Source organism: Brevundimonas sp. (genome assembly GCF_036676055.1).
Lineage (GTDB): Bacteria > Pseudomonadota > Alphaproteobacteria > Caulobacterales > Caulobacteraceae > Brevundimonas.
The window spans coordinates 39964-65361 of record NZ_JAKFDS010000004.1; the positions used below are offsets into that span (position 1 = coordinate 39964).

Genomic DNA, 25398 nt, shown 5'->3' on the forward strand with positions numbered 1-25398 from the left:
CCGAGGAGTCCTGATGCGCCCGATTACCCCGCGCCGCGGTCTTTCCATCGCCGTCCTCGCCGCCGCCGCCGTTCTGGCGGGCTGCGCCTCCGAAAACGCCGCCGCCGAAGCGGAGGCCGCCCGCGTGGCGGCCGAGATCGCCGCCCGGACCCCGCCCCCCATCGCCCTCAACCAAAGCGTCGCCGACGCCGCGGCCGTCTATGTCGCCTTCACCCGCGACATGGCGGCGGTGGAAGGCGGCTTCACCGATCCTGATCAGATCCAGGCGATCCTGCGCCGCGGCTCAGCCTACGACCCGGGGCAAATTTCCCGCGGGCTGGTGGCCTATGGCTCGATCATCGCCCTGCAGTCGCCCGAGTTCGTCGCCGGGGTGCGCGGCCTCGCCGGCGACGCCGCCACGCGCGAGCGGCTGGTGGGCGACATCGTCGCCGATCCGGCTTTCGCCTCGACGCTCCCGGGCGCCCAGGCCGCCGCCGGCCTGGTCATGGCGACGCTGGCCGCGGATATCAACGCACTCAGCCGCGCCGCGAACGCAGTTGAGAACGACGCCTACGCGATCCAGGCCCGGTACGATCCCCGTCGGTCCTGGGGGGTCGCCGAGGTCAGCGATCGGGAGGGCCGGCTGGAAGCGGCCAAGGCGCGCTCGGCCCAGACCATGCTGCCTTCCGCCGAAGAGGCCTCAAGGCTGTTCGCCGCCGCCCACAGCGGCGGGGGCGCGCTTCCGGTCAGCGGCGAAGCTCGCAAGCCGCCCTATCCGCCCGCCGTCCAGAACGCTCTTGCCCTCGCGGCGCTGGCCGCTCTCGGCTACGCGGGCGAGAACGCCCGGGCCAATACCGACGCTCTGCAGTTCGACCGGGTCAGCCACGGCTGCCTCACCATGTCCAAGCTGAACCTGTTCCAGTGCCTCGCCGCCTCGCGTCCGAACTATGAGGACATGTTCTGCCTCGGCCGCCACGTCGTCCGCGATCTCGCCACCTGCTCCCGCGGGGTCGCCATGCCGGCGCCGATCGTCACGGTCTCCGATGTCACTCCGGCCGATCCGGCGCCGCCCCCGGCCGTCACGCCGATCATCATAACGCCCGAAGCGCCGCCGGTCGTGACGCGGCCGCCCACGCCCACCCCTCCGCGGCCGGCGCCCTCGATAACGGAAAGATTGAACACCGGGCCGGACCGCGCCCCCGCTCAATAGTCGCCCCCACGCCGCCGCGCCCGATCGGTCCGGCGCGCATTAACGCTCGTGGAACCGTTTGGGTCGCGTTATAAGCTGGTCTGAGGTTCCGGCGCCTGCGGAAGGCGCCGGGCGTCACGTGGGGATTTCGTATGCTTGAGGCTCGTTTTCGACGCGGATTGTCGCTGGCCGCTATCGCCGCGATGTCCGTTCTCGCCGCTTGCGCCACGCCCGAGCCCGAGCCTGAGCCCGCGCCGCCCCCGCCGCCGCCGCCGGCCGTCAGCCTGAACGAAGGCGTGGCGCAGGCCGCGGCCATCTACGTGGCGTTCATGCGCGACGCCGGCTCGATTGAAGCGGGCTTCGAGAGCGCGGAATCGATCCAGGCGGCGATCCGCAAGGGGGCCTCCTACGAACCCGCCCAGCTGTCGCGCGGCATGATCGCCTACGGCTCGATCCTCGCGCTTCAGTCGCCCGAATTCGTGCAGGGCGTCCGCACCTATGCTGTGGATCCGGCCATCCGGCAGGAAATGGTCGCCCGCATCATCGCGGATCCGGCGTATGCCGCCACTCTGCCCGGCGCCGACGCCGCGGCGGGCCTGATCGTCGAGGCCATCGGACGCGATTCTGCCGTCATGCTGGCGATCGCGGACGCCGTCGAGGAAGACGCCTACACGATCCAGGGCCGCTCCGACCCGCGGCGCCGCTGGGCCGTCGTGAACATCACTGACCGCGACACCCGCCTGCAGGGCGCCAAGGCGCTTTCCGCCGTCCAGATGCTGCCGTCGGCCGAGGAGTCGGCGCGGCTATTCGCGGCGGCGAATACAGGCTCCGGTCTGGAGGTGACGCCGGCCCGCTCGGGTCCGCCCTATACGCCTGCGGTCGTGCGTTCGCTGGCCTTGGCCGCGCTGGCGGCGCTGGGGGCCGGCGGCGAGGACGCCCGCGCCAACACCGAGGCCCTGACCGTCGAGCAGAACAGCGAATTCTGCCTGAACATGTCCAAGTTGATGCTGTTCCAGTGCCTCGCCGCATCTCGCCCCAGCTATGAGGACATCTTCTGCGTCGGCCGCCACGTGGCGCGCGACCTCGCAACCTGTACGGCCCAGAACATCAAGGCCGCGCCGCTCCCGGCCCCCTCGACCGAGGTGGCCGGCTCGGAGCCGGTTCAGACGCCGGTGGCGGCCGGAGCCGTGGCGGCCTCAGTGTCCGCAACCACGGCGCTGAACAGCGACGGCTGACCCGCGGCGCAATCCGCGCGCCAGACGGTTGCGTCGCCGGGCGTGTGCGTGTAATAGCCCGCGCTCTTGAATTCGAGGGTTTGAACCCCGCCGCGCGGGCGATTACGCAGCGCGGCGTTTCTGTTTGTTGAGGCGAGCCAGATGGCCGAGATCATTCTGAACGTTGATGTCCGTGACGGCGTCGGCACCGGCGGCGCCCGCGCCGCGCGTCGTGCGGGCATGGTCCCGGGCGTGCTGTACGGCGGCGACAAGGCCCCCGTGGCCATCTCGGTGAACGAGCGTGACTTCCGCAAGTCGCTCTACACCGGCAAGCTGCTGGGCCACCTGGTCACGCTGAAGTACGGCGACGAGACCCAACCGGTCATCGCCCGCGACGTGCAGTTCGACCCCGTGTCGGACCGTCCGCTGCACTTCGACCTGATGCGGGTCGACGAAAAGCAGACCATCAAGATCGACATTCCGGTTCACTTCATCAACCAGGACCAGTGCGAAGCCTTCCGTCAGGGCGGTTCGCTGGAGGTCGTGCGTCACTCGGTCGAGGTGAAGGTCCGCGCGGATCACATCCCGGAAGACCTGATCGTCGATCTGGCCGGCCACAAGCTGGGCGACACCATCCGCTGGACCGACCTGAAGGGCACGAAGGACGTCGAGCCGACCATCACCGACCGTGACTTCGTGATCGCCTCGATCAAGACGTCTTCGGCCGCCATCTCGGCCGCCGCCGACGAGGCCCACGACGCCGAAGTCGCCGCCGAAGCCGCCGAGGTCGAAGCGACCGAACAGGGCGCCGCCGAAGAGGCCGCGGCCGCGGAAGACACCGCCGAGGGCTGATCCCCTCGCGACAAGCTGCTACTGGAACGGCCCCATCCGGCGACGGACGGGGCCGTTTCCTTTTCCGGAACCCGCCATGATCATCATCGCCGGCCTGGGCAATCCGGGTCCGAAATACCAGGGCAACCGCCACAACATCGGCTTCATGGCCGCAGACGAAATCGCGCGGCGCTGGTCGTTCGGTCCCGAGCGCGCCAAATTTCAGTCGGTGATCCGCGAGGGCGAGATTCCCACCGCCGCCGGGCCCGTGCGCGTCCTGCTGATGAAGCCCCAGACGTTCATGAATGAGAGCGGCCGGGCGGTCGGAGAGGCGGCGCGCTTTTACAAGGTCGCCCCGTCGGAGGTCATCGTTTTCCATGACGAGATCGACCTGGCTCCGGGTCGGTTCCGTATGAAGACGGGCGGCGGCGCGGCCGGCCAGAACGGCGTGCGTTCGCTGATCAGCCAACTGGGCCCCGACTTCCGCCGCGCGCGCATGGGCGTCGGCCACCCGGGCGAGCCGCAACTGGTGCACGGCCATGTCCTCAGCGATTTCCACAAGGCCGACCGTGCCTGGCTTGATCCGATGCTGGATGCGGTGGCGGCCGCCCTGCCCTTCGCCCTAGCGGGCGATGACGACCGTTATCAGGCCGAGGTCATGCGTCTGGCCCCGGCTCCCAAATACAGTCCCCGGCAAGCGGCGCGCGGCGAAAGCTGAACCGTGACAGCAGGCCGCCTTGCCGGGCAGCGTGGCGGGCGATAGACCGCCGCGATCTCTCAGAAAGCTCCCCGCATGTCCCGCGCTCTCCTCCCCTTCCTCCTGCTCGCTTCCGCCGGACTTGCGGCCTGTACGCCCGGGGAAAAGGCGGCGCCGGGCGCCGCCGCCGTTCAGGTCTCCGCGGCCCTGTGCCGTCCGACCCCTGTCGGGCGCCAGACGACCGGCTGCTACCTGACTCTCACCGCCGCTGCGGATGACCGGCTCGTCGCCGTCTCCAGCCCGGTCGCCGGCCGCGCCCAGATCCACGAGAGCCGGATGGAGAGCAATATGATGATGATGCGCGAGCTCAAGGACGGGCTCACCCTCCCCGCCGGCCAAGCCGTCGAACTTAAGCCCGGCGGCAACCACATCATGCTGCTGGCGGTCGAGGAGCCGCTGAGGGCCGGGGACACGGTCGCCCTTACCCTGACCTTCGCCTCAGCTCCGCCGCTCGAGATCACGGCCGAAGTCGGCCAGCCCACGCTCACCGACTCCGGCCACGCCGAGCACTGACGCGCCGCCTGCCTGACAAATCGGCCGCGACCCGTTAAAGGCTCGCGCTCACCTAGGAAAATCCCGCCCCCATGGCCCTGAAAGTCGCGATCGTCGGCCTGCCCAACGTCGGCAAGTCCACCCTGTTCAACGCCCTCACGAAGACGGCGGCGGCCCAGGCGGCCAACTATCCCTTCTGCACCATCGAGCCGAACACCGGCGATGTCGCGGTGCCCGAACCGCGGCTGGAGCAACTGGCCGCCATCGCCGGCTCGAAGGAGATCATTCCCTCGCGCATCACCTTCGTCGACATCGCCGGCCTGGTGCGCGGTGCGTCCAAGGGCGAGGGGCTCGGAAACCAGTTCCTGGCCAATATCCGCGACTGCGACGCCGTGGCCTTCGTCGCCCGCTGTTTCGTCGACGACGACATCACCCACGTCGAGAACCGCATCGATCCGGTCTCTGACCTCGAGATCATCGAGACCGAGCTGATGCTTGCCGACCTCGAAAGCCTCGAGAAGCGGGTCGTCAACGTCGAGAAGAAGGCCAAGGGCGGCGACAAGGAGGCACAGCAGACCCTGCGCCTGATCAATATGGCCCTGACGCCGCTGCGCGCCGGTAAGCCGGCTCGCGTGGTCCAGGTCGACAAGGAGGACGAGAAGGCGTGGCACATGCTGCAGCTGCTGACCTCCCTGCCGGCGCTCTATGTCGCCAACGTCGACGAAGGGTCGGCCGACAAGGGCAACGAGCTGTCGGACCTGGTGGCGAAGCGCGCGGCCGCCGACAACGCCAAGGCGGTGGTCATCTCGGCCAAGATCGACTCCGAACTGGCCGTGCTCGATCCGGCGGAACAGGCGGAGTTCCTTGAAAGCATGGGGCTGGAGGAGCCGGGCCTGAACCGCCTGATCCGCGAAGCCTACGCGCTGCTGGGCCTGCAGACCTATTTCACGGTTGGCCCCAAGGAAGCACGCGCCTGGACGATTCCGATCGGGGCCACGGCGCCGCAGGCGGCGGGCGTGATCCATACCGATTTCGAGAAGGGCTTCATCCGCGCTGAAACCATCGCCTTCCCCGACTTCGTCGCCCTGAAGGGCGAGCAGGGAGCGAAGGAAGCCGGCAAGATGCGGGCCGAGGGCAAGGGCTATGTCGTCAAGGACGGCGACGTGATGCACTTCCTGTTCAACGGCTGAGCCTAGCCGGCCGGCGTATCCTCAAGCGTCGTGCATTTCGTCAGGGCGACGACCGCGTTGTCGCGGTTCAGCCACGTGAGCCGCAGGGTCTGGCCGGAGACCGCCATCCTCACGCGCTCATTCGTGACCGCCCCTTCCGCGGTGCAGGTCAGGGCGGCCTCGTAGCCATCCGCGACTTGGTCGACCGCGGCGATGGCGCAGCTGTTCTCATAACCCTCGAAACGGGTCGTGGTGATCTCGATAGGCCGCTCAGGCCCGGTGACATTCGGGCACCAGGAGACGTCGGCGGCCCAGCGACCGACAAAACTGCGGGGCCCCGACCCCGGCAGGACCGAGCCCGTGCCGGGAGGCGGCGGGCCCGGGGGCGCTTCGGCCTCGGGCGTGTCGATCGGCTCGGCCGGTTCGGTGGGCGGGTTCGGCTCGCCCGGACCGCAGGCGGCGAGAGCGAGGGCGGCGAAAAGACTGAGGGTTGCACGGGTCATGGCGTCTCAACGCAAACGCGCCCAACCGGCTCCGAATCACTCGCCCCGATCACGAATTCGCGGTCACGCTTGCATCCTCTGCCAGTATTTGCGACCGGTTCCGCAGTGTCGAGAACAAGGGGGTGTCCCGAATGACTCAGAACACCAATCCGTGGGCAGCGCAGATCGATCCCCTGGCCCAGGACATCGCCGCGGTCCTCAAGCGAATGGGCGGATCCGCCCATCAGAAGGACGTGGTCCAGTGCGTCGCGGCGATGAAGCGACAGCGCGGCGAGACCGTCGCCCAGGATCTGGCCAACCGCATCGTTGAGGTGTTCGAGCGTTATCGCGACCTGTTTTTCAAGCCGTTCGGCGAAGGCTCGATGCGCTGGGCGTTGCAGCCCGGCGTGGCCTGACCCACCCGCCATCAACGGAAAGGCCCGCGGCGATCGCCGCGGGCCTTCGTCGTTTCTGGTCCTAGAAGCGGCGAACGAAGCTGAGACCATAGGTGTCGATCTCGCCGCCGGCGTCGTCAGTGAAGTCCCGGCGGGTCCAGTCGGCGCGGACGCCGTTCTGGCCGTCGAAGAAGTAGTTGGCGCCAGCTCCGTAGTTGATGCTCTCACCATCTTCGGTGGCGGTGACCCCGGCCACATCGGCCTTGAGCGAGGTCGTGCCGTAGCCGACGCGGCCGAACAGTTCGAGGTTCGGGTTCACGGGCACAGAGCCGACCGCATAGACGGCGGCGTCGTACTCGTGCTCGATCGTGCCGTCGACGCCGGCGATGGTCACATCCTCGTCCTTGACGCCGAACGAGCCTTCCGCCTCGACGCCGATGTAGCGCGAGACCTTGGCGCCGACGCGTCCGGTGATGGCCCCGAGGCTCTCGTCGCCGCTGTCGAGATGGGTGTAGCCGACCGAGCCGGTCCATTGCGGATCCGAGAAGCTCTGGGCCATGGCCGGTCCAGCCAGGAGAGTAAGAGCGGCAGTCGCGAGAAGAACGTTACGCATTGTTTCTGTATCCTCTAGATGTGGTCACTTCTGCGGTGACCAGCCCCATCCAGCAGGGTACAAATGGGTCGACGTTTGGGGCGTTCCAGAGGCCGGAAACAACTTGAAGCCAACTGTGCATCGCATGGCACAGACGGCGATATCCCAACCGTGACCTTCTCGTGACTTTATATCGACGTTCGGTTTCTAGCGGTCCTTTTCCCGTTCTGTCCCGGCGCGGGCGTTCAGCGCAGCCTGGGCGGCGGCGAGGCGGGCGATCGGCACCCGGTAGGGCGAGCAGCTGACGTAGCTGAGGCCGACCCGCTCGCAGAAGTCGATCGACGACGGGTCGCCGCCGTGCTCGCCGCAGATGCCCATCTTGATGTCCGGGCGGACCGCCCCGCCCCGCTCGGCGGCGATGCGGATCAGGTCGCCGACGCCGTCCTGGTCAAGGCGGACGAAAGGATCGGTCTCGAAGATGCCCTCGTCCATATAGGCTTGCAGGAAACGGCCGGAGTCATCGCGGCTGATGCCGAAGGTGGTCTGGGTCAGGTCATTGGTGCCGAAAGAGAAGAACTCGGCGTACTCAGCCAGGTCGCCGGCGCGCAGGGCCGCGCGCGGCAGTTCGATCATGGTGCCGACCAGATAGGCGATAGACTGGCCGGTCTCGGCAAAGACCTCGCGGGCGACCCGGTCGGTCAGTTCGCGCAGGTATTTCATCTCAAGGCCGAGGGCGACCAGCGGGTGCATGATCTCGGGCAGCGGAGCCGCGCCTGACGTGGCCTGAACCTCCAGCGCCGCCTCGAGGATGGCGCGGACCTGCATCTCGTAGATCTCGGGATAGGCGACGCCGAGGCGGCAGCCGCGGTGGCCCAGCATGGGGTTGGTCTCGTGCAGCTCCTTGGCCCGGCGCTTCAGCTTGGCGGCGTCGAGGCCCTGGGTTTCGGCCAGGGCCTCAATCTCGGCGTCGGTGTGGGGGATGAACTCGTGCAGCGGCGGATCGAGCAGGCGCACGGTCACCGGCAGACCGGCCATGATCTGGAACAGTTCGACGAAGTCCGACTTCTGGAACGGCGCGATCTTCGCCAGGGCGGCGCGACGACCGCCCTCGTCGTCGGCGAGGATCATCTCGCGCACGGCGGCGATGCGGGCGTCATCGAAGAACATATGCTCGGTGCGGCACAGGCCGATGCCTTCGGCCCCGAAGCCGCGCGCGGTTTTGGCGTCGAGCGGCGTCTCGGCGTTGGCGCGGACCCGCAGGCGGCGGACCTTGTCGGCCCAGGCCATCAGGGTCTGGAAGTCGCCGGTCAGCTCGGGCTCGATCATCCCGACCGCACCGTCCAGCACCTCGCCCTTCGAGCCGTCGATGGTGATGATCTCGCCGGCCTTGAAGACGCGACCGCGGGCGGTGAAGGTCCCGGCCTTCTCGTCGATGTGGATCTCGCCGGCGCCCGAGACGCAGGGACGGCCCATGCCGCGGGCGACCACCGCCGCGTGGCTGGTCATGCCGCCACGGGCGGTGACGATGCCGCGCGCGGCGTGCATGCCGTGGATGTCCTCGGGGCTGGTCTCCTCGCGCACCAGGATGACGGCGTCGCCGAGCTGGGACAGGCGTTCGGCCTCGTCAGCGTCGAACACCACCTTGCCAGTGGCCGCGCCCGGAGAGGCGGGAAGACCGGCGGCGACGACCTTGCGCTCGGCCTTCGGGTCGAGCGTCGGGTGCAGCAGTTGATCCAGCGCCGCCGGTTCGACCCGGCCGATGGCCTCCTCCTGCGAGATCACACCCTCGGCGGCGAGGTCGACGGCGACCTTCAGCGCCGCCTTGGCTGTGCGCTTGCCGTTGCGGGTCTGCAGCATCCACAGCCGGCCCTGCTCGACCGTGAACTCGATGTCCTGCATGTCGCGGTAGTGGGTTTCGAGTTTGCCGACGGTCTCGACGAACCGGGCGAAGACCTCGGGCATGGCCTCCTCCATCGAGGGGGCCGTCTCGCCCATCTCCTCGCGGCCCGCCTTCGTCAGCGACTGCGGCGTCCGAATGCCGGCGACGACGTCCTCGCCCTGGGCGTTGATCAGGAACTCGCCGTAGAGCTTCGCCTCGCCGGTCGAGGGGTTGCGGGTGAAGGCTACGCCGGTCGCCGAGGTGTCGCCCATGTTGCCGAACACCATCGACTGCACATTGACGGCCGTGCCCCAGCTCTCGGGGATGTCGTGCATGCGGCGATAGAATTTGGCCCGGTCGTTCATCCAGCTGGCGAAGACGGCCGAGACGGCGCCCCACAGCTGGTCGTTGGGATCCTGCGGGAAGGGTTGACCCAGACGGTCCTCGACCACCTGCTTGTATTCGGCGACCACCTTTTCCCAGTCGGAGGCGGACAGGTCGGTATCGATGGTGACGCCCAGCCGGTCCTTGTGGTCGTCCAGCACCTCTTCAAAGTCGTCGTGGCTGAGGCCCAGCACGACATTCGAGTACATGGTGATGAAGCGGCGGTAGCTGTCGAAGGCGAAACGGCGGTCGCCGCTGAGCGCCGCCAATCCCTCGACCGTCTCGTCGTTGAGGCCGAGATTGAGGACCGTATCCATCATGCCCGGCATCGAGGCGCGGGCGCCCGACCGGACCGAGACCAGCAGCGGGTTCTTCGGATCGCCGAAGGTCTTGCCGACGACCTGCTCCACCTTCCGCAGGCCGGCCTCAACCTGCTGAGCGAGGTCTGCCGGATAGCTCTGGCCGTTGGAATAGTAGTGGACGCAGGCCTCGGTGGTGATCGTGAAGCCCGGCGGAACGGGCAGGCCCAGCGACGACATCTCGGCCAGGTTCGCGCCCTTGCCGCCGAGAAGGTTCTTCATCGACGCATCGCCGTCAGCGGACCCGCCGCCGAAGCCGTACACCCACTGAGTCATTTATCAGCCTCTGAGCCGTGATCGAACGCGGGGACTCGTATCCCTCGCGGTGCATGGCCCCGCTTACCGCGCGAGGGGCGGCAAGGCGAGGCTGAGGGTGTAACAAAACGTGAGCAGCTGTGACGATTCCGGCTGCGGCCGGGGCGCCCTGTCCGCCCAAAAATAGCAAAGCCCTGTCATCCCGACACTCCCGCACATCCCTCTCTTCTCCCTCGCCCGGGCGCGGCCCGCCATCCGCGGGACCAAATGCACGGCCAGCGCGGACTTCGTCCCTGCCCGGCCATGAAAGCACGCGCCTGCGTCAGAAGCGGACGCAGCGGCTTCCGGGCCCGCGCCGACGAACGACGCCCGGGCTCCGGGATGGCAGGGAATGACCGGGTTCGGCCGGGATGACAGGGTATGGGTTGGCAGGGGGACCCGGCCGCACGGGCCTTAGATCGGGCGAACCGTCGGGTGGACGACGAGCGCCGGATCGCCACGTTCGCCCGGTTCCCCGGCCGGTGACGCCTGCGGCGCGAGATCAGCGTCGGGCGACAGGAAGGAACGACGCGCGGCCGTGGGAGCGCGGCTGCGCAGCAGGCGGACGAACTCCGCGAAATCGCCGATCTGCTCGTTGTAAAAAGCGGCCTTCTCGACCGGGCCCATGTGGCCGGCGTCCTCGACCCGAACCAGCCGGGCCTGCGGCAGGGCGGCGGCGATGGCCTCGCCGGCATGGTCTTTGGTGATCAGGTCACGACCGCCCACGAAGACCAGGGCCGGAACGTTAATCCCGGGAAGACGGTCGGTGACAGACCAGTGCAGCATGGCGAGGTTGCCTCGGGCCTGCACCGCCGGCGAGTTCTTGGTGATCAGTCGGACGGTGCGGTCCAGTCGCTCCCGGGTGGGACGCGCGCCAAACGCGATGAAGCGGGCGGCCAGGTGGGTCGAGCCGCTGAGCCAGGCTTGCCAGTTCATCACCCACAGGGCGGGCGACAGGAGCATGTCCAGCTTCAGGGCGAGTTCGATCACCGGCTGCAGCGGCCTGACCAAGCGCGAGAAGGCCATCGTCTCCAGCGGATTCGTATGGGTGGTGTTCTCCAGCACGACGGCGGCCACTCGCCGGTTGAGCAGTTCGGGATGGCGCAGGCAGAAGGTCAGCAGCGTCATGCCGCCGATGCTGTGGCCGACAAGGATGATCGGCCGGTCCTCGGGCAGGCTGTCGATCACCGCGTACAGATCCTCGGCGAACCCTTCGATCGAATAGCCAGCGGGCGGACGCCCGGACCGGCCCAGCCCCGGAAGATCCCAGAAGACGAGGCCGAAGCGGTCGGCCAGATCCGCCCGCGCCTCCGCCCATATGCGCGACGAGAGCGCCCACCCGTGGGTGAAGAGCAGGATCGGCCCCTCGGCCGCGCCCTCGATCTCGACGTGCAGAACCGCCCCGTCGGCGCCCGCGACCTCGACCCCGACGGCCCGGCGGGCGGGGGACGCTGCCCCCGCCTGCCCAAGCAGCATCAGGACCGGAAAGCGGCCCAGCAGGCTGAAGGCCAGCAAACCCACGCCCAACCAAAGGGCGGCGGTCGATGGTTCCGCGAGATCGAGCGTCGTGGCCACATGCTGCGCGTCGTACCAACCCCACAGCAGCCAGACGGCCACGGCGAATACGCCCAGCGAGGCGAAGGCCAGAAGGCGCTGGAGAAAGGCGAACAGGATCATCGGGAAACTTTTCCTTGGTCCGCTCCAACACCAACCGCGTCCCGATCGTTCCGCGAATTCGCCGGGGCTAACCCGCTCTTAACCGCGATGATTCACCACTCGGTCTCCAAGCTGTGCGGGATCGAGTGATATGTCCGGGTTGAAGACCGATGTCGTTCTGAGGGGCGATTGCATCGAGGTGCTGAAGGGCCTGCCCGACGCCAGCGTCGACATGGTCTTCGCCGACCCGCCCTACAATCTGCAGCTGGGCGGCGACCTGTTGCGGCCCGACAACAGCCTGGTCGACGCGGTCGACGACGATTGGGACAAGTTCGACAGCTTCGCCACCTACGACGCCTTCACCCGCGCCTGGCTGACCGAGTGCCGGCGGGTGCTGAAGCCGGAGGGCTCGATCTGGGTCATCGGCAGCTATCACAACGTCTTCCGCCTCGGCTCGGCGATTCAGGACCTCGGCTTCTGGGTGCTGAACGACATCATCTGGCGCAAGTCGAACCCGATGCCGAACTTCAAGGGCACGCGCTTCACCAATGCGCACGAGACCCTGATCTGGGCGGCGCGCAGCCGCGAGCAGAAGCGCTACACCTTCAACTACGACGCGCTGAAGGCCTTCAACGAAGACACCCAGATGCGCTCGGACTGGACCTTCGCCCTGTGCACCGGCGAAGAGCGGATCAAGGACGCCGACGGCAAGAAGGCGCACCCGACCCAGAAGCCCGAGGCCCTGCTGCACCGGGTGCTGCTGGCGGCGACCCGGCCGGGCGACGTGGTGCTGGACCCCTTCTTCGGCACCGGCACCACCGGGGCGGCGGCGAAGCGGCTGGGCCGGCATTTCATCGGCATCGAGCGCGACGAGGGCTACGCCAAGGTGGCCGAGAAGCGGATCAAGGCGGTCATCCCTGCCGCGCCGGAAGACCTGGCGGTGACGGGGTCCAAGCGGGCCGAGCCCAAGGTGCCGTTCGGCGCCCTGGTCGAAGCGGGCCTGCTGCGGCCGGGCGACCGGCTCTATTGCCCGAAGGGGGAGCGCGAAGCACGGGTCCGGGCTGACGGTTCGCTGGTGTCGGGTTCGCTGAGCGGCTCGATCCACAAGCTGGGCGCTCTGTTCGAGAACGCCCCTGCCTGCAACGGCTGGACCTACTGGCGCTTCAAGTCGGATCAAGGACTTAGGTCGATCGATACCCTGAGGGCCGAAGTCCGCGCCGGGATGCAGTGACCGCCAGCGGACCATTGTAACGCGGTAACCCTCGCAGTTTGCAGGGTAAAAACGCCGTTCCGGGAACTTCGCACCTGCGAGATGGTTGAGGTTTGACGCCCCTCCCCGGGACGTCGGGAGCCATCGCCATGAAAATCGCGCAAGTCACGCCGCTGTATGAAGCCGTGCCGCCGAAGCTGTATGGCGGCACCGAGCGGGTGGTGGCGCACCTGACCGATGCGCTGGTCGATCTGGGTCACGAGGTGACCCTGTTCGCCGCCGCCGACGCGGAGACGCGGGCGCGGCTGATTCCGGTTCGGGATCAGGCGATCCGGCTGGATCCGAGCCCGCTGAAGTCCGATCTGGCGGCGCATATGACCATGCTGTCCGAGGTGTTGAAACGCGTCGACGAGTTCGACGTGATCCACTTCCACACGGACATGATCCACTTTCCCTTTTTCACCCGGTACGCCAACAGGACCATCACCACCTTGCACGGGCGTCTGGACCTGAAGGACCTGGCTGGCGTCTATGAACGCTGGACCGAATTCGGACTCGTCTCGATCTCCGACGATCAACGGCGGCCGCTGCCGCTGGCCAACTGGAAGGCGACGGTGCATCACGGCATGCCCGGCGAGCTGTACCGGTTCTCGCCGAAGCCGGACGGCTATCTGGCCTTCCTCGGTCGCATCTCGCCCGAGAAAAGGCCTGACCGGGCCATCGAGATCGCTGTGAAGCTGAACAAGCCGCTGAAGATGGCGGCCAAGGTCGACGCACAGGACAAGGTCTACTGGGAGACGGTGATCCGGCCGATGGTCGAGACCAATCCGCTGGTAGAGTTCATCGGCGAGATCGGCGACCACCAGAAGTCGGCCTTCCTCGGCGGGGCGGAGGCGCTGCTGTTCCCGATCGACTGGCCCGAGCCGTTTGGCCTGGTGATGATCGAGGCCATGGCGTGCGGCACGCCGGTGGTGGCCTTCCGCTGCGGCTCCACGCCGGAGATCATCGAGGACGGCGCCACGGGCTATCTGGTCGACACGGTCGAGCAGGCGATCGCGGCGGCCGGGCGGGCGCACCTGCTGGATCGCGAGGCGATCCGGGCGCGCTTCGAGCTGCGCTTTTCAGCCACGGCCATGGCCCGGCGCTATCTTGACGTCTATGGTGACCTCCTGGCCCGTCGCCCGTTCGCCGAAGAGCCGCTGGGGGAGGTGGTGACCCCGCTGCGCCCGCTGGAAGAGCGGGTCTTCGCCAACCAGGTCTGACGTCGGGACTGAACCTTAGGGCTGCCTCGTCCATTAGCGTACCAATGCGGTCATCAAGGGTCCGCATTCCGCCGCGACCCTATCAGGCTCACCAGCAACCCGTCAGAGGCTCCGCATGGACGACGCCTATAGTGTTCAGGTCAACGCCGCCGAGTCGCAGGATGCGGACGGTCTGGAGCAGTTGATGGCGCTGAAGGACGCGGACACCTTCGTCGTCGCCGATGTCTGGGGTGACATGAAGGGCGGCGCCGACGGCCTGTTCGACAAGGACACCCGGCTGTTGTCGCGATTCGTGCTGACGGCGGGTCTGGCCCGGCCGTCGCGGCTGAGTTCGGGCGTCAGCCAGGACAACGTCTTCTTCACCGCCCATTCGACCAATCGGCCGCTGCCGCCGATGGGGGGCCGCTCGGCCCCGGCGGGCGTGATCCATATCGAGCGGCGGCGGTTCGTCCGCGACCGGCGGATGTTCGAACGGGTCCGGATGGTCAATCATGGCGTCGAGGATGTGCTGCTGCCGCTGGCGTTCGATTTCGCCGCCGACTTCGCCGACATCTTCCAGGTGCGCGGGTCGCCGCGGGCGAAGCGGGGAACGCAGGAGACCCCGACCGCGGACGGGCGACGGGTGCTGTTCCGCTACCTCGGCGTCGACGGAGTGCAGCGCAGCAGCTGTCTGGCCTTTTCGGAGCCGCCGGCCCGGCTGACCGCCTCGCGCGCCGAGTTCATGTTCAGTCTGCCCAAGGGGCGGCGGATGGACCTCTATGTCGAATGCGGCATCGGAGCCTGCGAGGCCCCCGACGAGACCCGCTTCCGCGTCCACGCCCTGCAGGCGCGGGTGGCGATGCGCACGCGCCGGCGGCGGGGAGCCTCGATCCGCGGGCCGCAGAGTCCCCGCTTCAACGACTGGCTGGATCAGTCGCGGGCCGATGTGGCCCTGTTGACCACCGACCTGCCGACCGGGCCCTACCCCTATGCCGGGGTGCCGTGGTTCTCGACGCCGTTCGGGCGCGACGGGATCCTCACGGCCTGGCAGATGCTGTGGCTGGACCCCAGCCTGGCCAAGGGAGTGCTGACCTATCTGGCCATGCGGCAGGCGACCGAGTTCTCGGCCTTCCAGGACTCGGCTCCGGGCAAGATCATGCACGAGACGCGCGCCGGCGAGATGTCGGCCCTGGGAGAGGTGCCGTTCGGCCTCTACTACGGCGGGGTCGACACCACCTGCCTGTTCGTGGCCTTGGCCGGGGCCTATCTGAAGCGCACCGCCGACCTGGAGACGATCCGCTCCCTGTGGCCCAATCTGCTGGCCGCCGTCGGCTGGATGAAGGACCACGGCGACATCAGCGGCGACGGCCTGATCAGCTATCAGCGCGCCGCCGACTCCGGGTTGTCGAACCAGGGCTGGAAGGACTCGGAGGACTCGATCTTCCATCGCGACGGGCGCTTTCCGAAGGGCCCGATCGCGCTGCTGGAGGTGCAGGGCTACGCCTTTGCGGCCTGGGAGGCGATGGCGGACATGGCGCGGCTGGTCGGCGATGACCGTCAGGCCGAATGGGCGGCCCGGGCCGGAGGGGTGCGCACGCTGGTCGAGGAACGGTTCTGGATGGAAGACGAGCAGTTCTACGCCATCGCCCTGGACGGGGACGGCGAACAGTGCCGCTCGATCGGGTCGAACGCCGGACACCTGCTGTTCACGGGTCTGCCGTCGCTTGAGCGGGCCAAGGCGGTGACCAGACGGATGCTGGGCGCCGAGTTCCGCTCGGGCTGGGGCTTGCGGACGCTGGCGACCGGCCAGGCGCGGTTCAATCCGATGAGCTACCACAACGGCTCGGTCTGGCCCCACGACACCGCCATGGCGGCGGCGGGCATGGCGCAGTACGGCGAGCGCCGTGCAGTGGCCCTGTTGCTGGGCGAGATCTACGCCGCCGCCACCCATTTCCAGATGCGCCTGCCCGAGTTGTTCTGCGGCTTCGAGCGGATGACCGGCGAACCGCCGATCGCCTATCCGGTCGCCTGCCTGCCCCAGGCGTGGGCGGCGGGGTCGGTGTTCCTGATGTTGCAGGCGGCGCTGGGCGTCCGCATCGACGCCATCGAAGGGGCTGTCGAGATCACGCGACCGATGCTGCCGGCGGGGATCGACCGGTTGAACGTCAGCCGGTTGCAGGTCGGCGAGGGCATGGTCGACCTGACATTCCAGCGCATGGGAAGTCACACGGTCGCCATTCCAAGACGCAACGGGGGCGAGGTGATTGTGCGGACGCTGGGTTAACCCAGGCCGCGCTCCAGCGCCTTGCGAAAGACCGTGGGCAGGGCGGCGAGCGCCTCATCCACCGGCGTCCAGACAAAATCGCCGCCGCCTTCGCCCGAGCGGACATCAAGCGTCAGGGAGAAGTGGGTGAAAACGTGCTCGACCGCGCCCGCGTCGCGCCAGTCCGCCGGAGCCGGAGGCGGGCCCTCGATGGTGGCGGAGGACCATTCCGAGGTCGGCAGACCCAGCATCCCCCCCAGCAACCCCTTGTCGGGCCGCCGGACCAGGGCGACGCGGCCCCGGGCGTCGCGGAGCACCCAGGCCACGCCGCGGCGGCGCGGACGCTGGACCTTCGGTGACTTCAGCGGATAGCGCTCAGGCCTGCCCGCCTGGAACCCGGCGCACCAAGCAGTCAGGGGACAGCGCTCACAGAGCGGCTGGCCAGGCCGGCACACGGTCGCGCCGAGATCCATCAGCGCCTGGGCCCAGTCGCCGGGTCGCTCGTCCCCGACCAGCGACCCGGCCAGCCGCTTCAGTTCCGGTCGGGCGGCGGGAAGCGGCGTCTCGACAGCGAAGAGACGAGCCATAACGCGTTCGACATTGCCATCGACGACATTGGCGGGGCGGCCGAAGGCGATGGCGGCGACAGCCGCGGCGGTGTAAGCGCCGACGCCCGGCAGGGCCAGCAGGCCGACCTCGGTATTGGGGAAGACGCCGCCATGCTCGCCGCTCACCGCGCGCGCGCAGGCCAGCAGGTTTCGCGCGCGGGCGTAGTAACCGAGCCCCGCCCAGGCCGCCATGACGTCCGAGTCCGCCGCCGCGGCAAGGTCATCCACGGTGGGCCAGCGTTGGGTGAAGGCGAGGAAATAGGGGGTCGCATGCGCCGTCGTCGTCTGCTGCAGCATCACCTCTGACAACCAGACACGGTAGGGGTCCGGCCGGGAAGCTCCGGGGCCAACCCGCCACGCGAGCGTCCGGCCGTGGGCGTCGTACCAATCCAGCAGCGCTGCACGGACGGCAGGGGCGTCGGTAGCGGCCTGCGTGAAAACCTGGATCGGGACGGGGGCCATTCCCCGCGCTATAAACCGGAAATGCGCCGCACGCTGCCCACCGACGCCGAAGCCCGCGAAATCCTGTCGCGACGGCGCACGCGCCCGGCTCCGCGCCCGGCGCCCAAGGCCGGTCGGGCGCTGCAGGGGCTGATCCGGGAGCTGGATGCGAAATTCGGCCGGGGCGCCTCGGCGCTGGAGCCCCGCTGGACGGAAATCGTCGGGGAACGGATCGCCCGTGTCACGCGACCCCAGAAGCTTAGCAAGGGCCGCGGCGGCGCGGGCGGGACGCTGGAGCTGCGCGTCGCTGGCCCCGCGGCCCTGCTGGTGCAGCACCAGTCCGAGGAAATCCTGCAGCGGGTCAATCTGTTTCTCGGGGCCGGCAGCGTCGAGAAGTTGAGGATCGCCCAAGGCCCCGTGAAGCCGCCGACTGGCCTGCCGCCTCCGGTCCACGCCCGCACCATCCAACGTCCCCTGCCCGCGCATCAGGAGGCCGAACTGAAGGCCTCCGTGGCCGAGGCCCCCGATCCGCTGAAGGGCCCGCTGGAGCGGCTGGGACGCGCGGTGCTGGGCGATCCGCAGAAGGGCCGCGACCGGGCCCGCGACTAGGCGGCGGCGTTGTTCGACACATGACCCGCTGGCGCCGCCGGTCTCCCTTGGCTAGATCGGCTGTTGAGCGATAGACTGGCCAGAACCGGCCTGTCGCCGGAGATCCAGACGCGCGCATTTTCGGGGAATCGCGCGATGCTCCCACATCCCCGTGCCAGTGAGGACGACCCCATGAGCGCCACGACCCGATACGCCGCCATGAGCCGCCGTGCGGCTATGACCGCCGCCGCCTTGACCGCCATGGTCGCCTTGGCCGGCTGCAACAGCGGCGGGGCCGGGGCGCCGGCGGAAGGCGATATGGCCTTGGGCGCGGCCGAGGGCGCGAAGGTCACGGTGGTCGAATACGCCTCGGTGACCTGCCATGTCTGCGAAGCTTGGCAGAAGGAGAACTGGGAGGCGTTCAAGGCCGCCTATGTAGACACCAACAAGGTCCGCTACGTGTTCCGCGAGATTCCGACGCCGCCGGCCGAGATCGCCGTGGCCGGCTTCCTGGTCGCCCGCTGCGCCGGCAGCGACAAGTATTTCGACGTCATCCATGAACTGCTGGCGAGCCGCGAGGAGTTCGTGACCGATCCGCGGTCGACCCTGTTCCGGGTCGGCAACGGCGCCGGCCTGAGCAATGAGCGGGTCCAGCAGTGCATCACCGACGAGGCCGCCATGGCCGCCGCCGAGAAGCGCGCCGAGGCGGCCCGCGCCGCCGGGGTCGACAGCACGCCGACCTTCATCGTCAACGGGACCAAGGTGATTACGCCGGGCTCCCCCTCGGGCCCGAGCATGGCCGACCTGTCCAAGGCGATCGACGCCGAACTGGCCAAGAGCTGATCGTCCAGTGGCGCGGCTTTCACGATTCCTGCTGACGCTTCTGGTCGTGATCGCCGCGCCGGCGACTGCGCTCGCCCAGACCGTCGAGCCGGTGCGCCCGGGCGACCGGACGGTGGGTTCTCCCGCCGCCCCGGTGACGCTGACCGTTTACCTGTCGACGACCTGCGGCCACTGCGCCGATTGGCACACCAATGATTTCCCGGCGTTCAAGGCGCGGTGGGTCGACACCGGCAAGGTCCGGGTGGCCTTCCGCGACCTGCCGACTCCGCCGCAGCAGATCGCAGTCGCCGGGGCGGTCATGGCTCGCTGCGCCCCCGAGGAAAAATACGACGTGGTTCTGGATACGCTGTTCCGCAGCCAGGCCCAGCTTCACGCCGTACCCGGCCCGCCGGCGCAGGAAACCGTGGTTCGGTGGCTGGCCGCCGCCGGCGCCGCGGGCGGTTTGACCCGCGACCAGATGAACGCCTGTTTTTCAAGCGAGGCCTCGTTCATGGAGATCGACGCCCGGGCCCGGCAATCAAACGCGGATGGCGTCAACAGCACGCCCAGCTTCCTCGTCAACGGTGAGAGGGTGCCGGATGAAGCGATCATGACCTCGCGTGGCGTGGACGCTTTCGAACCCTTGATCCAGCCGCTGCTCGACGGCCGGTGACCTGCTAGCAGGATGCAGTTTCAGCGCCTTCGGCTCGTCGGTTTCAAGTCCTTCGTCGATCCCGCCGAGGTGCATATCGAGCCGGGCCTGACCGGCGTGGTCGGCCCCAACGGCTGCGGCAAGTCCAATGTGCTGGAGAGCCTCCGCTGGGTCATGGGGGCGAATTCGGCCAAGGCCATGCGGGGTCAGGGCATGGACGACGTCATCTTCGCCGGCGCCGCCAACCGCCCGCCGCGAAGTCACGCCGAAGTCTCGCTGACCATCGACAACGCCCAGCGCAGGGCGCCGCAGCCCTTCACCGACAGCGCTATCATCGAGGTCTCGCGCCGCATCGACCGGGGCCAGGGCTCGACCTACCGGATCAACGGCAAGGAGGTGCGGGCGCGGGACGTGCAGCTGCTGTTCGCCGACGCCTCGACCGGCGCCAACTCCCCGGCCCTCGTCCGTCAGGGACAGATCAGCGAGCTGATCGCCGCCAAGCCCCAGAACCGCCGCCGCATCCTCGAGGAGGCGGGCGGCGTCGCCGGCCTGCACACCCGGCGGCACGAGGCCGAACTGAGGCTAAAGGCGGCCGAGACCAATCTGGAGCGGCTGGACGACATCGGCCGCGAGCTGGAGACGACGCTGACGCGGCTGAAGCGCGAGGCGCGGCAGGCAGAGAAGTACAAGAAAATCTCGGCCGAGATCCGCGCCCTGCAGGCGGCCCTGCTGTTCGTGCGCTGGAACGACGCCCGGGCGGCGGCGGCGGCGGCGGCGAAGGAGTTGGCCGAGGCCGACCGGGCGGTGCTGGAGGCGACGACCGCCTCCGGTCGGGCCCAGACGGCCTCATTGAACGCCCAGGACGCGCTCAAACCCGCGCGCGAGGAAGACGCCGTGGCCGGGGCCTTGCTGCACCGCGCCTCGCTGGAACGCGATCGGCTGGACATGGCGGAGCAGGCGGCGCGGGCCGAGGTCGAGCGACTGACGGCCGAGGCCGCGCGCATCGCCGCCGACATCGAACGCGAGATCGCCATGGCCGGGGACGCCGAAAGCGAGCTCACGCGGCTGGGCGAGGCGCTGGAGGCCGTACAGGCCGAAATGGCCGCCGCCCCCGCGCGCGGACCGGAGCTGGAGACGGCTTTGGCCGCCGCAGAGGACGCCCGCAAGGCGGCCGACGCCGAAGTTGAACGGGTCGCCGGAGCGGTGGCCGCCGTAGAGGCGCGGGTTTCCGCCGAGACCGCCCGCAAACGCGACGCCGAGGCGCGGGTCGCCCGGGCGGAGGCGCAGCTCTCCTCCGCGAAAGGGGAGCGCGACGCCCTGGGGCCGCTGGAATCGCCGGAAATCGAGGCCGCGAAGGCGGCGCTGAACCAGGCGGAGGCGCAGCTGGCGGCGGCGCGAGCGGGCGTCGAGGCGGCGGAGACGGAGCGCGGCGACACGGCCCGCGCCGAGCAAGAGGCGCGGCAGGCGGCGCGGTTGGCCGAGGATCGGCTGGGCCGGCTCCAGACGGAAGCGCGCGGCCTCGCCCAGTTGCTGGTGCAAGGCAAGCGCGAGCATCCGCCGGCGCTGGACCGGGTCCAGGCCGAAAAGGGCTATGAGGCCGCGCTGGCAGCGGCGCTGGGCGACGATCTGGACGCGGCGCTTGACGCCCGGGCGGCGGCCTACTGGTCGGGGGCGAAGGTCCCCTCTCCGTCATGGCCGGACGGAGTGGAGCCGCTGATCGACCATGTCTCGGCCCCCGAACAGCTGGAAGCCCGTCTGGCGCTGTGCGGCGTGGCGGGACGCAGCGGGATCGAGGCCTTGGCGGGCGCATTGCCCGTCGGGGCGAGGCTGGTCACCCGGGAAGGCGACCTGTGGCGCTGGGACGGTTTTGTGCAAAGGGCCGAGGCCCCGCGCCCGGCGGCGGTGCGGCTGGCCCAGCGAACCCGGCTGGCGGAGCTGGAAGCGGAGATCGACGAGGGCAAGCCGGCGCTGGAGGCGGCGCAGGCCGCACTGAAGGCGGCGACCGAGGCCTTCCGCGCCTCGGAAGAGGCCGTGAAGGCCGCGCGCGCCGCGCCCTTCCCGCTGGACAAGGCCGTGACGGCGGCGCGCGACGAGGTCGAGGCCCTGGGTCGTGAGCAGGCGCGCCGGGAGGCCCGGGCCCAGGCGCTGGACGAAAGTCTGGCGCGACTGACAGCCGAGGTCGAGGCGGCGCGGGAGGCGCTGACCGAAGCCGAAGGGGTCGAGGCGCCGTCCGAGACGCTTGAGGCCCTGCGCGCCGAACTGACGGCGGCGCGGTCGGCGGCGGACGCAGCGCGCGGCGGGGCGGCGACGGCCCGGGTGGAGCGCGACGCCGAGGCTCGGGAGGTCGCCGGACGGCAGGTTCGACTGGACGGGTTGAATCGGGAACGCGACGGCTGGACCGCACGGGCGAAGGACTCGAAGGCGCGGATCGGGGCGCTGGGGAAGGACGCGGAGAAGACGGCCGCGCGGCTGAAGGCGGCCTCGGACGCGCCGGAGCAGCTGGCGGCCCAGCGGTCATCGCTGCTGGACGCCCTGACGGCTGCCGAGACCCGGCGCAAAGCGGCGGCCGACGCCCTGGCGATGGCCGAGGGTCAGGCGGCCGAGGCCGACCGGGCCGCGCGGGCGGCGGAGGCGGCGGCCTCTTCGGCGCGCGAGGCCCGGGCCGGACTGGCGGCGAGGGCGGAGGCGGCGACCGAGAAGATGGCGGAGACCGAGGCCAATCTCCGCGAGACGGCCCAGATGTCGCCGGAGGAGCTGGGCCAGAAGCTGACCGACGACGCCATCGCCCGCCCGCCTGACGCCGCCGGCGCCGAGAGCCTGCTGTACGGTCTGGAGCGCGAACGCGAGGCGCTGGGCGCGGTCAATCTGCTGGCCGAGGAAGAGGCCAATGAGTACGGCGACCGGCTGCAGACCATGAAGGTCGAGCGCTCCGACCTGACGAACGCCATCGCCCGGCTTAGGGACGGCATCGACGAACTGAACGCGGAAGGCCGCGAGCGGCTGCTGGCGGCGTTCGACATCATCAACGACAACTTCAAGACCCTGTTCGAGGCGCTCTTCGGCGGCGGCCAGGCGGAGCTGAAGCTGGTCGAGAGCGATGATCCGCTGGAGGCGGGCCTCGAGATCTACGCCTGCCCGCCCGGCAAGCGTCTGTCGGTGATGAGCCTGATGTCGGGCGGCGAGCAGGCGCTGACGGCGGCGGCGCTGATCTTCGCCGTCTTCCTCGCCAATCCGGCGCCGGTCTGTGTGCTCGACGAGGTCGACGCGCCGCTGGACGACGCCAACGTCGACCGTTTCTGCCGCATGCTGGATGAGATGCGAAAGCGTACCGACACCCGCTTCATTGTCATCACCCATAACCCGGTGACCATGAGCCGGATGGACCGGCTGTACGGCGTCACCATGCCGGAACGGGGGGTGAGCCAGCTGGTCAGCGTCGACCTGAGCCAGGCCGAAGAGATCGTGGCGGCCTAGGCGGCGCCCGACTTGCGGCTGAAGTGGAAGCCCATGATGTGGAAGCCCTCGCGGAAATAGAAGCGGTGGGCGCGGTCGCGGTGTACGGCGGAGTGCAGGGTGGTGGTCGGGCAGCCGAGCGCCAGGGCTCGGGCGTCGAACCAGCTCAGCAGGGTCGCGCCATAGCCGCGCGACCGGTGGGCCTCGCTGGAAACCAGATCCTCGATCTCGAGACGGCGACCGCAATAGGTCGTCTCGAAAACCCGCCACAGGCCGATGGCCCGCACCTCGTCCTCGTCGACCAGCTGAACCAGACGCGCGCCCTCGGCGAACATCCGCTCGATCTGGGCCGGATAGTCGGCGTCCAGCGCGGGACGCAGCTGACGATGCAGGGCTTCGCCTTCCAGCAGCAGCGGCCGGCGAACGACGGGGTCATCCACGGACAGAGGGTGAGAGGTGCGGAAGTCGAGGCGGTCGAAGGACATCGGCCAAGCTTGAGGCGGACCCGCGCCGCTTTCAACCCTGCCCCAGCACCTCGTGCCGGACGAACAGGCCGAAGATTGCGGGGCCCTCGATGACGTAGCGGCGGAACATGCGGCGGGGCTGGGTCATCAGCCGGTGCAGCCATTCCAGCGACAGGGCCTGATACAGGCGTGGCGCACGCTGCTGGCGGCCGGTCAGGAAGTCGACGGAGGCGCCGACGCACAGGGCCGCGCCGGTCTTGCGGCCTGCGGCGCGCAGGGCGTGGGCGAAGCGCTCCTGTTTCGGGAAGGAGACGCAGGCCAGCAGCACATCCCACTCGGCCCGGGCCGCCTCATCCACGGCCGAGACCCAGACGCCGGTTCCGGGCGTCAGGCCCATCGGGGCGTCGATGAAGGTGAAGCGTCGGCGCGGAAAGCGGGCCGTGAGATCGTCGAAGGCGGCGCGGTCGGGGCCGAACACCCCGATGGTCAGATCGTGGTCCGAGGCCAGCAGATCGGCGGTCATGTCCGAGCCGGGATAAACCGCCAGCGCCTTGCCGCGCAGCCGCGCCAGATGGGCGAGGATGCGGCTGTCGCAGATCTTGAGGTCTGCGCCCTCATAGACCGCGGCCTCGACACGACCGTCCATCAGCTTGATGACATGATCGACGTTGGGCGTAACCACGTAGCCGTAGGGCCCGCGCGCCATCGCCGCCACGCGAGCCAGCAGGGCCGGGCGATCGCCGTCGGCGAAGTCGAGCGTCATGAAGCGCGTCATGGCGGCAGCCTAGACGCGGCCCGTCAACACCCGGTTACGATCTGTCCGACGATCGGGCCGGTTCGAGCGAGGCGTTGAGCTGCCGGTCCCGCGGCAGGGCCTCAGGGCATTCGTCCCGCATGAAGGCCAGCATCTTTTCGCGGATTTCGCAGCGCAGGTCGAAGGCCGCCGGGGCATTACGGGCGCTCGCCAGGCAGCGCACCTGGACGACCCGGTCGGTGATGTCTGTGACCTGCAGGCTGACCACATCGCCGTCCCACAGCGGGCTGTCGCGGCATATGCGCTCAAGCTCGGCCCGCAGCCGCTCCATCGGGGCGGCGTAGTCGACATACAGAAAGGCCGTGCCGATCAGCCGCGCCGTCTCTCGCGTCCAGTTCTGGAACGGCTTCTGGATGAAATAGGTCAGCGGCAGAATCATCCGCCGCCAGTCCCACAGCTTGACCACCACATAGGTCGAGGTGATCTCCTCGATCACGCCCCACTCGCCCTCGACGATGACGGCGTCGTCCAGCCGGATTGGCTGGTCGGTGGCGATCTGCACGCCGGCGATCATATTGGTCAGCAAGGGCTGCAGGGCGAAACCGGCGATGATGCCGACGACGCCGGCCGAGGCCAGCAGGCTCATGCCCCACTGCCGCACTTCCGCAATGGTCAGCAGCGCCAGCCCGAGGGTGATCACGGCGATCAGCAACGCCGCCACCCGCTGCAGGATGCGCGTCTGGGTGATGTGTTTGCGGGCGACCAGGTTGTCTTCCGCCTCCATGTTGAAGCGGCGCAGATAGACGATCGCCCACATGTCAGAGGCGCCGATCAGCATCCAGCCGAGGGTCAGGATCAACAGGAAGACCAGCGCCTGCCGGATGAACTCCGAGGGCGCGGGGTCGAGCGGCGAAACTGTGACGGCCAAGGCCAAGGCGACGATCATGACCGCGATCCGAACCTTCAGGCGCGCGCGCCCCACCACCCCGCGCCAGAACACGTCGCGTTTCCGCACCGCCAGCTTGAGCAGGGCGAAAATGATCTGGTTCGCCGCCCATCCCGCGAAGACGAAGCCGACCACAAGGATGGCCACCACCGCCCATTCCGGCAGCCACCAGAACTCGCGCCAGAGGCGGAAGATTTCACGGGTCATGTCGGTGACGAAGGGGGGCATGGATCCTATCAGGCGCGACGGGCCGTCCTGACCATAATCAAATTGGCGACTGAGGT

22 protein-coding genes are annotated in these 25398 nt (G+C 69.0%); 14 read left to right on the top strand and 8 right to left on the bottom strand.

Features of this window, described 5'->3' with window-relative positions:
• The first annotated feature begins 13 nt into the window (after positions 1-13).
• The 6 genes from V6M45_RS00760 (at position 14) to ychF (ending at position 5652) form a co-directional block, all read left to right on the top strand.
• Entirely contained in the window at positions 14-1189 is a 1176-nt protein-coding gene (locus V6M45_RS00760) for a hypothetical protein (RefSeq protein ID WP_332653303.1), read from the top strand.
• 182 nt (positions 1190-1371) lie between these two features.
• Positions 1372-2403, top strand: a complete 1032-nt coding sequence (locus V6M45_RS00765) for a hypothetical protein (RefSeq protein WP_332653304.1) — start codon at positions 1372-1374, stop codon at positions 2401-2403.
• A 141-nt stretch (positions 2404-2544) separates the two neighbouring features.
• Positions 2545-3234 (top strand): 50S ribosomal protein L25/general stress protein Ctc, encoded by a 690-nt coding sequence (locus V6M45_RS00770; RefSeq protein ID WP_332653305.1) that lies wholly within the window; start codon positions 2545-2547, stop codon positions 3232-3234.
• Positions 3235-3310: 76 nt separating this feature from the next.
• The gene (gene pth, locus V6M45_RS00775; RefSeq protein WP_332653306.1) at positions 3311-3931 is read left to right on the top strand and encodes an aminoacyl-tRNA hydrolase; all 621 of its coding nucleotides are present in this window, start codon (positions 3311-3313) and stop codon (positions 3929-3931) included.
• A gap of 75 nt (positions 3932-4006) precedes the next feature.
• Positions 4007-4483 (top strand): copper chaperone PCu(A)C, encoded by a 477-nt coding sequence (locus V6M45_RS00780; protein ID WP_332653307.1) that lies wholly within the window; start codon positions 4007-4009, stop codon positions 4481-4483.
• A 71-nt stretch (positions 4484-4554) separates the two neighbouring features.
• Positions 4555-5652 (top strand): redox-regulated ATPase YchF, encoded by a 1098-nt coding sequence (gene ychF, locus V6M45_RS00785; RefSeq protein WP_332653308.1) that lies wholly within the window; start codon positions 4555-4557, stop codon positions 5650-5652.
• A 2-nt stretch (positions 5653-5654) separates the two neighbouring features.
• Here ychF and V6M45_RS00790 read toward each other — a convergent pair whose 3' ends face one another.
• A complete protein-coding gene (locus tag V6M45_RS00790; RefSeq protein WP_332653309.1) occupies positions 5655-6134 on the bottom strand; it encodes a hypothetical protein in 480 nt (159 codons plus the stop codon).
• A gap of 131 nt (positions 6135-6265) precedes the next feature.
• On the opposite strand from V6M45_RS00790, the gene V6M45_RS00795 reads away from it, so the two are divergent.
• On the top strand, positions 6266-6529 hold the full coding sequence (locus V6M45_RS00795; protein ID WP_332653310.1) for a hypothetical protein: 264 nt from the start codon (positions 6266-6268) through the stop codon (positions 6527-6529).
• A 61-nt stretch (positions 6530-6590) separates the two neighbouring features.
• Here V6M45_RS00795 and V6M45_RS00800 read toward each other — a convergent pair whose 3' ends face one another.
• From V6M45_RS00800 to V6M45_RS00810, 3 genes are all read right to left on the bottom strand, one after another.
• Complete coding sequence (locus V6M45_RS00800; RefSeq protein WP_332653312.1) at positions 6591-7067, bottom strand: porin family protein; 477 nt, start codon at positions 7065-7067, stop codon at positions 6591-6593.
• 240 nt (positions 7068-7307) lie between these two features.
• Positions 7308-9998, bottom strand: coding sequence for a pyruvate, phosphate dikinase (gene ppdK / locus V6M45_RS00805; protein ID WP_332653313.1), 2691 nt, complete (start codon positions 9996-9998; stop codon positions 7308-7310).
• A gap of 432 nt (positions 9999-10430) precedes the next feature.
• Positions 10431-11693, bottom strand: coding sequence for an alpha/beta fold hydrolase (locus tag V6M45_RS00810; protein WP_332653316.1), 1263 nt, complete (start codon positions 11691-11693; stop codon positions 10431-10433).
• Between the two features lie 130 nt (positions 11694-11823).
• Here V6M45_RS00810 and V6M45_RS00815 point away from each other — a divergent pair, with 130 nt between their 5' ends.
• From V6M45_RS00815 to V6M45_RS00825, 3 genes are all read left to right on the top strand, one after another.
• On the top strand, positions 11824-12903 hold the full coding sequence (locus tag V6M45_RS00815) for a site-specific DNA-methyltransferase (RefSeq protein ID WP_332653317.1): 1080 nt from the start codon (positions 11824-11826) through the stop codon (positions 12901-12903).
• A gap of 128 nt (positions 12904-13031) precedes the next feature.
• Positions 13032-14144, top strand: a complete 1113-nt coding sequence (locus tag V6M45_RS00820; RefSeq protein WP_332653319.1) for a glycosyltransferase family 4 protein — start codon at positions 13032-13034, stop codon at positions 14142-14144.
• 115 nt (positions 14145-14259) lie between these two features.
• A complete protein-coding gene (locus V6M45_RS00825; protein WP_332653321.1) occupies positions 14260-16407 on the top strand; it encodes an amylo-alpha-1,6-glucosidase in 2148 nt (715 codons plus the stop codon).
• Here V6M45_RS00825 and mutY read toward each other — a convergent pair.
• Entirely contained in the window at positions 16404-17456 is a 1053-nt protein-coding gene (gene mutY, locus V6M45_RS00830; RefSeq protein WP_332653322.1) for an A/G-specific adenine glycosylase, read from the bottom strand. The genes V6M45_RS00825 and mutY overlap by 4 nt on opposite strands.
• Before the next feature lie 21 nt (positions 17457-17477).
• Here mutY and V6M45_RS00835 point away from each other — a divergent pair, with 21 nt between their 5' ends.
• The 4 genes from V6M45_RS00835 to smc all read left to right on the top strand — a co-directional run bounded on the left by V6M45_RS00835 (position 17478) and on the right by smc (position 22971).
• Positions 17478-18044 (top strand): DUF721 domain-containing protein, encoded by a 567-nt coding sequence (locus V6M45_RS00835; RefSeq protein WP_332653323.1) that lies wholly within the window; start codon positions 17478-17480, stop codon positions 18042-18044.
• A gap of 171 nt (positions 18045-18215) precedes the next feature.
• Positions 18216-18866 (top strand): thioredoxin domain-containing protein, encoded by a 651-nt coding sequence (locus V6M45_RS00840; RefSeq protein ID WP_332653325.1) that lies wholly within the window; start codon positions 18216-18218, stop codon positions 18864-18866.
• 7 nt (positions 18867-18873) lie between these two features.
• Positions 18874-19518 carry a thioredoxin domain-containing protein gene (locus V6M45_RS00845; RefSeq protein WP_332653327.1) on the top strand — a complete coding sequence of 215 codons (645 nt, stop codon included), beginning with the start codon at positions 18874-18876 and terminating at the stop codon, positions 19516-19518.
• Positions 19519-19530: 12 nt separating this feature from the next.
• Positions 19531-22971 (top strand): chromosome segregation protein SMC, encoded by a 3441-nt coding sequence (gene smc, locus V6M45_RS00850; RefSeq protein WP_332653329.1) that lies wholly within the window; start codon positions 19531-19533, stop codon positions 22969-22971.
• Here smc and V6M45_RS00855 read toward each other — a convergent pair.
• The 3 genes from V6M45_RS00855 to V6M45_RS00865 are packed head-to-tail and all read right to left on the bottom strand — an operon-like array spanning position 22968 to position 25342.
• On the bottom strand, positions 22968-23435 hold the full coding sequence (locus V6M45_RS00855; protein ID WP_332653330.1) for a GNAT family N-acetyltransferase: 468 nt from the start codon (positions 23433-23435) through the stop codon (positions 22968-22970). The genes smc and V6M45_RS00855 overlap by 4 nt on opposite strands.
• Positions 23436-23466: 31 nt before the next feature.
• On the bottom strand, positions 23467-24189 hold the full coding sequence (locus V6M45_RS00860) for a WecB/TagA/CpsF family glycosyltransferase (protein ID WP_332653331.1): 723 nt from the start codon (positions 24187-24189) through the stop codon (positions 23467-23469).
• 34 nt (positions 24190-24223) lie between these two features.
• Positions 24224-25342: a mechanosensitive ion channel family protein gene (locus tag V6M45_RS00865; RefSeq protein ID WP_332653332.1), complete on the bottom strand. Its 1119-nt coding sequence runs from the start codon at positions 25340-25342 to the stop codon at positions 24224-24226.
• Positions 25343-25398: the final 56 nt, after the last annotated feature.